At 47.4% G+C, this 10457-nt stretch carries 13 protein-coding genes; 9 read left to right on the top strand and 4 right to left on the bottom strand.

What is annotated here, in order from left to right:
- A partial coding sequence (locus VIP81_RS24240) for a rhodanese-like domain-containing protein (RefSeq protein ID WP_331967428.1) occupies nt 1–302 on the top strand: 302 nt, incomplete at its 5' end.
- On the opposite strand, the gene VIP81_RS24245 is transcribed toward VIP81_RS24240, so the two are convergent.
- Nucleotides 299–664: a helix-turn-helix domain-containing protein gene (locus tag VIP81_RS24245; protein WP_331967430.1), complete on the bottom strand. Its 366-nt coding sequence runs from the start codon at nt 662–664 to the stop codon at nt 299–301. The two genes, VIP81_RS24240 and VIP81_RS24245, sit on opposite strands and share 4 nt — an antisense overlap.
- Nucleotides 665–769: 105 nt before the next feature.
- Here VIP81_RS24245 and VIP81_RS24250 point away from each other — a divergent pair, with 105 nt between their 5' ends.
- From VIP81_RS24250 to VIP81_RS24275, 6 genes are all read left to right on the top strand, one after another.
- Nucleotides 770–1237, top strand: a complete 468-nt coding sequence (locus VIP81_RS24250) for a hypothetical protein (protein WP_331967432.1) — start codon at nt 770–772, stop codon at nt 1235–1237.
- A 128-nt stretch (nt 1238–1365) separates the two neighbouring features.
- On the top strand, nt 1366–1743 hold the full coding sequence (locus tag VIP81_RS24255) for a VOC family protein (RefSeq protein ID WP_331967434.1): 378 nt from the start codon (nt 1366–1368) through the stop codon (nt 1741–1743).
- Nucleotides 1744–1940: 197 nt separating this feature from the next.
- The gene (locus tag VIP81_RS24260) at nt 1941–2711 is read left to right on the top strand and encodes a hypothetical protein (RefSeq protein WP_331967436.1); all 771 of its coding nucleotides are present in this window, start codon (nt 1941–1943) and stop codon (nt 2709–2711) included.
- Between the two features lie 51 nt (nt 2712–2762).
- Nucleotides 2763–2981 (top strand): CDGSH iron-sulfur domain-containing protein, encoded by a 219-nt coding sequence (locus tag VIP81_RS24265; RefSeq protein ID WP_331967438.1) that lies wholly within the window; start codon nt 2763–2765, stop codon nt 2979–2981.
- Nucleotides 2982–3151: 170 nt separating this feature from the next.
- Nucleotides 3152–3937 (top strand): PhzF family phenazine biosynthesis isomerase, encoded by a 786-nt coding sequence (locus VIP81_RS24270; RefSeq protein WP_331967440.1) that lies wholly within the window; start codon nt 3152–3154, stop codon nt 3935–3937.
- 27 nt (nt 3938–3964) lie between these two features.
- Nucleotides 3965–4735: an isocitrate lyase/phosphoenolpyruvate mutase family protein gene (locus VIP81_RS24275; RefSeq protein WP_331967442.1), complete on the top strand. Its 771-nt coding sequence runs from the start codon at nt 3965–3967 to the stop codon at nt 4733–4735.
- Between the two features lie 47 nt (nt 4736–4782).
- Here the strand turns inward: VIP81_RS24275 and VIP81_RS24280 are convergent, their stop codons facing one another.
- On the bottom strand, nt 4783–4911 hold the full coding sequence (locus VIP81_RS24280) for an alanyl-tRNA synthetase (RefSeq protein ID WP_331967444.1): 129 nt from the start codon (nt 4909–4911) through the stop codon (nt 4783–4785).
- 69 nt (nt 4912–4980) lie between these two features.
- Between VIP81_RS24280 and VIP81_RS24285 the strand changes: the two genes are divergently transcribed.
- Together VIP81_RS24285 and VIP81_RS24290 are read left to right on the top strand one after the other, a co-directional pair.
- Entirely contained in the window at nt 4981–6219 is a 1239-nt protein-coding gene (locus tag VIP81_RS24285; RefSeq protein WP_331967446.1) for a PQQ-binding-like beta-propeller repeat protein, read from the top strand.
- 76 nt (nt 6220–6295) lie between these two features.
- The gene (locus tag VIP81_RS24290; RefSeq protein WP_331967448.1) at nt 6296–8200 is read left to right on the top strand and encodes a TonB-dependent receptor plug domain-containing protein; all 1905 of its coding nucleotides are present in this window, start codon (nt 6296–6298) and stop codon (nt 8198–8200) included.
- Nucleotides 8201–8343: 143 nt separating this feature from the next.
- Here VIP81_RS24290 and VIP81_RS24295 read toward each other — a convergent pair whose 3' ends face one another.
- A complete protein-coding gene (locus tag VIP81_RS24295) occupies nt 8344–9129 on the bottom strand; it encodes a DUF4397 domain-containing protein (protein ID WP_331967450.1) in 786 nt (261 codons plus the stop codon).
- Nucleotides 9130–9147: 18 nt separating this feature from the next.
- Nucleotides 9148–10457, bottom strand: a 1310-nt coding sequence (locus tag VIP81_RS24300) for a TonB-dependent receptor plug domain-containing protein (protein WP_331967452.1), incomplete at its 5' end; no start/stop codon positions are given.

The following is a 10457-nucleotide window of genomic DNA, read 5'->3' on the forward strand; positions in this document are numbered from 1 at the left end:
GATCTGAGCAAATGGATCCTATACCCCTGGACGATTTCAAAGCACATCCGGAAAATTATACCATCGTAGATGTACGCATGGCCACGGAAGCAACGGAATATAAAATTTTTGACAACGCGCTTTCCATTCCACTGGATGAGCTTCGCCACCGTATCCACGAAATCCCACAAAATCTGCCGGTAGTAGTACATTGCGCCGGTGGCTACCGCAGCGCGGCAGGTAGCAGTATCATCGCCGCTGTGCTGAAAGATCATGTGAAAGCATACGACCTGGGTAATGCTATCAAACAGTTTGAGCCTTAAACAACAGGGCTATAACGCGGTTGCTTATGTGCGAGGTGTTGCACACCCCAATCGTAGAGCGGCATCACAACGGCTATGAGGGACTCTCCCTGCGCGGTAAGCGTATATTCCACTCTGGGAGGGATCTCTGCAAATATTTCGCGGGTAAGTAATTCGTCCTGCTCCAGTTCCCTGAGCTGGTTGGCCAGCATCTTGCGGCTGATACCCGGTAATTGCTTCTCCAGCAGGCTAAACCGGTTAATTCCCTGCGTAATCAAATGCAGGATCATGGGCTTCCACTTGCCACCGATGATGTTCAGTGTAAGCGCCATCGGGCATAACGCTGGCGGATATATTAAAACGGGTGAGATTTCCTTTTTCATATTGCATAAATTTTAGAGCAGGTAACCATAAAAGTGGCTAAGTGAGTTTTTGGTTACCTATGGGCGCTTCCACCGATAAGCAACAACTTTGTAGAAACGAATAAGATGAAACCACTACAAAGAACCACTTTTTTTACCGCTGCATTATTACTGCTGACTGCTGTGCATCATGTCTACGGCGCTATTATCTATCATACTCATTGGCGGCTGCATGTCCTGTTTGTTGCTATACCGGTGATGTTACTGGTATACCTGCTGGACCGGCAGCTGCGGAAACATCCGGATAATAATCTGCTCCTGGTAGGCTATCTCCTGTCCGTCGGCTTGTTTCCTTTACTGACCATCGGTCTATACGAAGGCCTATATAATCACCTGATTAAAAATATCGTTTTTTTAGCAACGGGTAACAATTCTTTTTTCCGGATGCTGTTCCCGCCGCCGGTTTATGAAGTACCAGGAGATTTCTGGTTTGAAGCCACCGGTATTTTACAGGCATTTATCTTTTATCCGCTGTTAACAAGTTTTAGTAAGATGATAAAATTAGCGGTCCGTTACCGGGAACAAATTTTATAACAAGGGTTGGCGCATGATACCCCCTATTTTGCCTTGTTTGCACCCCTTACTACTGCTGAAATGGTCGTACATTTACAGGTACAGAACAGGCCGCGGTGGCTTGTATTGTTCACCAGAAAACCTTTTTTATGTTCAGGAATACAAAAGCATTCAGTGGATTTTCTGTCAATAATCTGCAACAGGCAAAAGATTTTTATCAGCAAAAACTAGGGCTGGAAGTGGAAGCAGAAGGGGAATTTATGCTGCGCTTAAAAATTGCCGGGGGCAACGATATCCTTGTTTATCTGAAACCGGATCATGTGCCCGCTACGTTTACCATCCTTAATTTCCCCGTGGATAATGTAGAGGAAACGGTAGATCAGCTGACAGCAGCAGGGATTACATTTTTGCAGTATGAGGGGGCTATCAAAACCAATGCAAAAGGAATTCATCATGGAGATGGTGATCCTACGGTGGCCTGGTTTACAGATCCTGCCGGGAATATATTGTCTGTGGTGAGTGAGTAACAGGAGAAGAGACAGCCAACGCTTTCTACCAGTTGTACCAGACTTGATAGCAGTGGTGAATAGGGTTATGCGCTATATGGAAAGTTTACGACGTATCATTGTTCACAGATGATCGCCAATAGCGTATATTGCAAGTATAGTGCTTCTTTTTAATAAAAATAAGTTTTTAAGTACTTTACCTTCTTACCTACACGATCATGCATATCCCTACAGCTGCCAGTTTGTTGTTATTCGGGTGTATTGCCTGTCATGAATCCGCAAATAAAACGCCTGGCATTCAAGTAGACACCACGGCTGCTTTTCTTCAGAATACTTCATCGGAAGCCGTGAGTGAAGCGCCGCCTTCCACCCGGATTATTTTGTATGATCTGGATCAGGATCATCAACTGGACACGATCCGCCTGAACACTACCGGGAAAAATGGCAACTTCTATTGTGCGGATGAAGTTTCTTTTTCAATGACCCGGGGCGGAAAAAAGACGTTTACGGATGGTTGCTGGGGGACGGTAGATAGTGCTTTTCTACGGCTGAATAAGAGCGCTGTTGCTGCTAATGATGTTTTTATTTACACGAAAAACAAACAAACCTGGGTGCTGATTTTTGGCGCCTGGAGTGGTTCCGGCCGGGAGCCTATGGCGGTGATACGCGTGAAGGATCAGGCGCCTGAAATGATCCTGCATGATGAAATAGATCATCCGCAGCACATTGGTGACGATAATACACAGCATACGGTGTTTTTGATAGGAAAGGGAATATCTGAAAGAGATGGAGGAGATGATAGTCTTCATACCACCATCTATTCTTATGATCCTTACTATTTATATAACCTGGAGAAGGATGGAAAGATTGATAGTGCAGCGACAGCGCAGTATAATCGGGCACATTATGTCTGGGCAGGCTGGCAGCCTGATGAAAATCTAAGAGTCGTCTTCTACAACGATGGCCGGCGGCAGTTATTAAGGAAATAGCCGGTGTTCCCATACTTTTTCCTACTTTTGCCGGCTAAATAAGGAAAATTTATGGCTACTAAGATTACAGTTAACAACAATGGTTCACTTAAAATTGAAGGTGAGTTTGAAATCGTGGACAAAAACGGCAACAATTATGACCTGGGTGGTAGAGAAGCAGTAGGGATCTGCCGTTGCGGCCTGTCTGCCAACAAACCTTTCTGTGATGGCTCTCACAAAGGACATTTTGAGCACGATGCCGTAGCTTTTGCACTGCCTCCTAAAAAATAGTGAATAGCAAACCATACTGACAGGCTCAGGGAAGCGGTAACAACCGGCTGCTCTGAGCCTGTTCTCATTTTAACCGGTCTCCATCTGATATGGTCGAAATCGTAACTTTTGCATCTGTTTTTACAAAATAAATAATAGCACTTTTGTGAGATAATTATAAGCAGAGAGATATGGATATCAGATTTTTCCAGGTAGACGCATTTACGAACCGGCCCTTTAAAGGCAACCAGGCGGGTGTATGCCTGCTGGACAGCATGCCGGACGATGATACCCTTACGGCCATTGCGGCAGAAAATAACCTCGCTGAAACCGCCTTTGTATTACCGGAAAAGGAGGGATACCGCCTGCGCTGGTTTTCTCCGTTGGTTGAAATTCCGCTCTGCGGGCATGCTACCCTGGCCAGCGCACACGTTTTATGGGAAACCGGTCTGGTAGCCCCCGAAACCACCATTGAGTTTTATACCCTGAGCGGTCTCCTTACGGCCCGCCGCAGTGAAGGCTGGATAGAACTGGATTTCCCTGCCAGAGAGAGTGAACCGACCGTATTACCGGAAAGCTGGCAGCCCATGTTTACACAGGAGATCATTAATGTAGCGTATAGCGTAGACCGTTATATTGTGGAATTAGCATCAGACAAAGCAGTGGCTGATTTTAAACCTGACCGGCAGTTGCTCCTGGCCCATAAATGTAGCATCACCGCCAAAGCCAGCGCAGATTCCCCCTACGATTTTACCTCCCGCTTTTTTGCAGGCCCCATCGGCATTGATGAAGATCCCGTGACCGGCTCCTCACACTGCAGTCTGGCGCCATACTGGGCCCAACGCCTCCATAAAAATGATTTCTTCGCCTACCAGGCATCTGCCCGTGGCGGCGAACTGAAAGTGGTACTACAGGGCGACCGGGTGCTGATAAAAGGACAAGCGGTGACCGTGATTGAAGGAACTTTCCGCGTATAATTTTTTGACCATCATAAAATTCAAACTATGAGTCAGTACGAATTATTTAAGGACCTGCATTATCAAAACACGCCGCTGTTACTGGGCAATGCCTGGAATGTATCCAGCGCCCGCATCTTACAAGACAATGGTATTACGGCTATTGGTACTTCCAGTTCCGCCATCGCCGATACACTGGGCTACGACGACGGAGAACAGATCCCTTTTTCGGAATTGTTTTTTGTGATCGAAAGAATTGCACGCCATACCAAAGTGCCGCTGTCCGCAGATATAGAAAGAGGATATAGTGATGATCCGGCAGTAGTGGTACAATATATTCAACAGCTACATGATATCGGGATTGTAGGTATTAACCTGGAAGATTCTGTCATGGGAAGCAGCCGGACACTGGTGCCAATAGACGCGTTTAGCCGCAAACTAAGTTTTATCAGAAATGAATTGTCGCGAAAAAATATTCCCCTGTTTATCAATGCAAGAATAGATACTTTTTTGCTGGATGTACCCAGCCGACTCAACGAAACGTTTGCACGCATCAAAGCATTTGAAGCCGCCGGCGCCGATAGTATTTTTGTGCCTTTCATCCGGGAACTGTCGGATATCAGCCAGGTAACCGCTGCTACAGCTTTGCCGATGAATGTACTGTCCATGCCGGAACTACCTTCCTTCAATGCGTTGGCCGAAGCAGGGGTGAAAAGATTGAGTATGGGTGGAAGTGTATATAGATCTGTGAATGATCACCTGAAAAAAGTAGTAAATAATATTGCGGTGGCCGGGTCATTCGCCAACGTGTTTCAATAAGCGCTTAGAAATAATTTAACATACCGCACGCTCCCCGGGGGCGTGCTTTACTTTAGTACAAAATAGCCCAATACCAGCCAGAGGAGTCCTTTTATGAGGAAGAAAAGAAAACCCCAGAAGCCAATTTTTTTGAGCCACTTCATGATTCGTGCTTTCCTGTTAATATTTACCGTCATAACGCGACGAAATTACAAATTTTTCGGGTAGATAAATGTATCTTAACCGGGTAATATATATTCCCCCTTATGAAATTATTGTTATGGTGGGTGATCGGGCTGATCACACTCAACCAACCCCTGATAGCACAACAGCTGGGCCGTTCCGCCAGCAGAGCTAATAATACAGTTAGTAAAGATATCCCCGACAAACCAGCCATAAAATGGCAGTTTAAAACCGGTGGTAAAGTAGTGTCTTCCCCGGTCATCAACGGCCGTTATCTTTTTATCGGTGCAGCAGATTCCTGTATGTATGCACTCGATCGAAACAACGGGAAACCATACTGGAAATTTAAAACCAAGGGAGCGGTAAATTCCACCGTAGCCTGCGATAGTAGTGCGGTATTTTTTATGAGTGAAGATGGGAATTTTTACGCCCTCGATATGCATACCGGCAAACTACAATGGACCTTTACAACAAAAGGTGAACATGCTACTGATCCATGGGATTATTTTCTTTCTTCCGCTACCGTGCATAATGGAATTGTATACGTAGGCAGCACCGATGGCCACATCTACGCGTTAAATGCCCGCAGCGGAAAGCTGCAATGGAAATACCTCACCGGCGGCGCCGTACATGCCGCGCCCACCGTAGCCGACAATATTATCCTGGCCGGCAGTTTTGATGGTTTCTTTTATGCACTCAACACAGATGGTTCCCTGCGCTGGAAATTTGATACCATGGGAGAAAGATATTTTCCGGTAGGAGAAGTACAGTTTCACGCAGTGGTAGCAGATAGCTGCGTTTATTTCTGCGCCCGGGATTACAATGTATATGCCCTGCACCTCCGCACAGGCAAGGGCTTGTGGGTGTATCATGAACCCGGTAGCTGGACCAGCGTGCCCAGTCTGGCCGGCAAACGCCTGCTGGTATCTACGTCCGACTCTCACCGGGCCCTGGCCTTTGGTGCGGACTATGGTGGCCTGCAATGGAAAACGCCGGTACACCTGAATGTATTCAGCAGCATTACGACCACTAACGACTACGGCTATATGGGAAGTCTGGACGGCAAAATCCTAAAGATGAACCTGGCCACCGGGGAAAGTGTAACTGTTTTCCAAACCGCCGCCAGTAAACAACAGGAAGCCCGTTTCTTTGATCCGGCTACCCACGAATTATTCCCCGACCTGATGGCCCGGTATAAAGATGATTATATAAAAATGTACGCCGATTTCCTCGACATGGGCAGCATCCTGTCTACGCCCTGGCTGGAAGACGGAGTACTCTTCTTTGGTAGCACCGATGGGAATGTATATGCTTTGCAATAGACAGAGGGCCGCGTTGAATGATTGAAACAATGATTTAATACGTACTTTTGCGCTCTTTTAGCAATGATTTTTAAAGATGCGTGTAGCCGTTTCGAATAACAAAATACTTTTTTCCCTGTTCCTGGGCCTTTGTGGCAGCGCTTCGGCGCAAAAGCGGGCCGATAGTTCCTTTGCCACCCGCCAGCTGGATGAGGTGATTGTACAGGAAAACAGGCTGGCAGCGCCGGTAAAGGCGATCAACCGTAATATTACCATCATCACCCGCAAGCAGATAGAAGCCATGCCGGTATCGTCGCTGACGGAGGTGTTATCATATGTACCCGGTGTGGATGTACGCCAGCGCGGACCAGAAGGCATTCAGGCAGATATAGGGATCGACGGTGGCACCTTCGACCAGACCCTGATTCTGCTGAACGGCGTAAAGATCACTGATCCGCAAACAGGCCATAATATGATGAATTTGCCCATATCTCTGGTAGATGTGGATCATATTGAGGTGCTGCGTGGCGCTGCGGCCCGTATTTACGGCATCAACGCATTAAATGGGGCTATCAATATCGTGACCCGTAAAGCCACGGAAACCGGCCTTATCATCAACGGCAGCGGTGGTAGCAGTTTTAAGGAAAATGAGAATAATAAGCTGTACGACGCTTATAGTCTCGGCGCCAGCGGCGCCCTGGTAAAAGGCGGCAACAGTCAGTCCCTGTCCGTTAGCCGTAATCAGGGAAACGGATACCGTTACAATACGGCCTACGATAACTACCGGGCTTTTTACCAGGCGGCTTTTAACAATGATTCCCTGCACCAGTATAATGTGATGGCAGGATTCGTCAACAACGGCTATGGTGCCAACGGTTTTTATGCAGCTCCCGGAGATCTCAATTCGGAAGAAACCGTGAAAACCTTCCTGGCAGCGGTGAGTAACACCTCCCGGATCAACCGCAACTGGGTAATGACCCCCAGAATCAGCTACCGGTACACCAAAGATGATTACATCTACATCAAACCTGATAAGTACCGCAATCTGCATAATACCAATGTGCTGGGCGCAGAACTGAATAATACCTTTACCACCGCTATCGGTACCTTCGGCGCCGGCGTAGAAGGACGGTATGAACATATTAAAAGTACCAGTCTGGGTAACCACGAAAGATCCAACCTGGGCCTGTCAGGAGAATATAAATCAATCGCTGACCGTCGTTTTACTTTTACCCTTGGTGGATATTTAAATTATAATTCTTTCTATGGCTGGCAACTCTTCCCGGGTGCTGACGTAGGCTTTAATATTACCCCCGATCTGAAACTCTATGCCAATGCTGGTACGGCGCAACGGCTGCCAACATACACCGATCTCTATTACAAGGGAAAGGGAATTATTGGCAACGAAAATCTGGGTCCTGAAAAGGCCAGTTATGGAGAAATAGGTATCCGGAAATTCAGTGGTAAATTTTCTTATAGCGGGTCTGTCTTCTACCGGCAAATCAGCAACTTCATAGATTACGTGAAAGATACCGCAGGGGTGTCTGATCCGGCTAAAATCGACTGGCGGCCGGAAAATTTTCAACGGGCGGATATGACCGGCTTTACACTCAATGCCGGTTATACCACTACGCTGCAGCCACAGTCCCTGTTCAATAGTTTCGGCGTAAATGCCGGCTATAACTATCTTTCTCCTTCTTTCGAAGGCGACGCGCTCTCTACCAGGATTTCGCGTTACGTGATAGAGACTTTAAGACATCAGTTTACCGCCAATGTGCGCACAGAATTGTTGCATCATTTCAGCGTTTCCGCCGCTGCACGTTATTGTATGCGTATTAACTATAAAGACTATACGCTGATAGATGCACGTGTTGCGTATAAGCAATCACGTTACCAGATATACGCAGATGCTACCAACCTGCTGGATGTAACGTATGTGGAAGCCGGTGCGGTATTGATGCCCGGAAGATGGGTGACGGTAGGAGCGAGCTTTAAGTTGTAGGGATAGAGAATTACGAATTACGAATTACGGATTTGTGGGTAGATTGTAGCGGATGATTCCCGCGTTTACGATCTCCGCGTAAATTCGTAATTCGTAATTCGTAATTCGTAATTCGTAATTCGTAATTCGTAATTCGTAATTTCCTATTGCGCTATCACGCCCGCATTAATCAATCCCTTCCCATCTTTACGTATATACACGGTATATATTTTCCCCGCTTCCAGCGCAATATTACTCAGCCCTTGTCCTTGCACAGGCAAAGGCGTTCCGCCTTCTACCGCACTCACCACTAAAGAAATCGTACCTGCATTTACGTTAGTGAACGGTGCACTGTCATAAGCTGATCCTTTCAGGTTGCTGCCGCCGGCACTGCCATAGGGAATATTGTTATATAGTGTGGTTTCCGTACCCGCCTGTTCCAATTTCAGGGTTACATTTCCGATGCCGGCAGCCAGGTGTACAAAGCGTAGCTTGGCTTTACCGGCAGCAGGGGCGGAGAGCTCATCATAAAAAAGCAATAGGGTATCTTTTGCCGCATCATTTTTAGTGGGTGCTGCAAACACCGTATGGTAGTATCCGGCAATAGGACCGTTAGGACCTCCGGTAGCACTGTAGGTGGCGCTATTACCAAATTGCCGCGATGCCCGGTAAGCTGTGCCGCTGCCTTCTGTAAAGTTGATCTGTACATTACCATACGTAGTGGCTACATAGGGAGAGGCCGTACCCGGCAGCAGGGCATTGGTAGTTACCTTTTGTGTAAATGTCCAGAATTGTATGGCAGTATTTTCGGTGCGCGCATTGACAAAACGTATATTGGCAGATAGTGCCGGCCGCTCGCCGGCATTTACGTCCAGGTAATCTGTTTTGTTGCAGGCGCTGAAAGCCAGTATGGTAAAGCTGCTCAGGAAGAAGGAGCGTTTGTTTTTCATGAGAGAATGTTTTAAAGATTAAAAGCGTGCATATAACCGGGCGAATGGCTGTATACCTGCGCTGCCGTTTTGTATGCCTACAATAGAAGGATTCCGCAATCCGGAAATGGCGGTATCAGAATAATCACCGAGTACATTGAAGGCATTGTTTACACCTACTGTTACCTGTACTTCCTTGCTGATATGATATCCTACGGAGAAGTCGGTTATCCAGATGGGCTTCAGCTTCTGGAAATAATAATCAGGCTTGGGGAAATTAGCATTGAGTGCGGAGGCAGTAGTCACGGAGCCAAAGTAAATAGTGCGTGCCAGGAAATTGAACCGCCGTGTATTGAGTATAGCCTGCAACGTTATTTTCTGTTGAGGGATATTAGTGGTTACCCGGGCTTTTTCTGACTCGCTGAAAATGACATTTTTGTATTGTTCCAGTCCTTTAGGTGTGTTGACAGACGTGACTTCATTTTTCACGAAGTTGCCCCCTGCCAGCAGCTGGAGACTGTTTCTATTCAGCGGTATTTTGTAACTGCCGGTAAATTCAATGCCTTGGGTGCGGGTGCTGAAGGCGTTGTAAAAGAACTTCGCCTGCGTGGTGCCGGTGGCAAGTAATAATGCGCGTACATCTGCCGGGAGATTGACATCGGTGGCAGAGAAGTTGCCCGTATTACCCACCCTGTTTTTGATGTCGATCAGATAAGCATCTACGCTCAGCTCTACATTTCGGGCAGGCTGGGAGGTGATGCCGGCTGTATACCCGGTCGATTTTTCCGGGGTAAGAGAAGGTATACCCAGCGCTCTGGTAGCCGCATTTTTGTTGGAGGCGGTTACCTGGTCAATGGCGCGGCCCTGCTGAAAACTGGTAGACGTTTCTGTATAATAGAACTGTGCCAGATCCGGTGCACGGAAGCCGCTGTTGGCCGAGCCACGGATACTTAGCCAGGGCGCAAAGCTATACCGGGTAGCTATTTTGCCGGTAGTGACATTGCCGAAGTCAGAGAAGTTTTCTGCGCGCAGCGCACCGGACAACAACCACTTTTCAGTGATATTGAGTTCCAGGTCTACATAACCCGCTACGATGGCCCTGCTCACGTTAACCTCGTTGGATGGCCGGAATCCCGCGTGGATCTGCGATCCTGGCGACAACCCATTCAACGCAATGAGCCCGCCGTCTGTTAAATACGGCACACCGCCTATGGTGGTATCTACGGAATAAATAGGACGAAGATCGGCTTTGCTGTAGGAGACTTCTTCTCCTGCAATGATCTGGTAGGTTTCTGTGCGGTATTGTGCGCCAAAGGCCAGGTTGAGGCCCTGCAGCACCTGAGGAAAAT

This window comes from Chitinophaga sp., from assembly GCF_036566945.1.
Taxonomy (GTDB): Bacteria; Bacteroidota; Bacteroidia; order Chitinophagales; family Chitinophagaceae; genus Chitinophaga.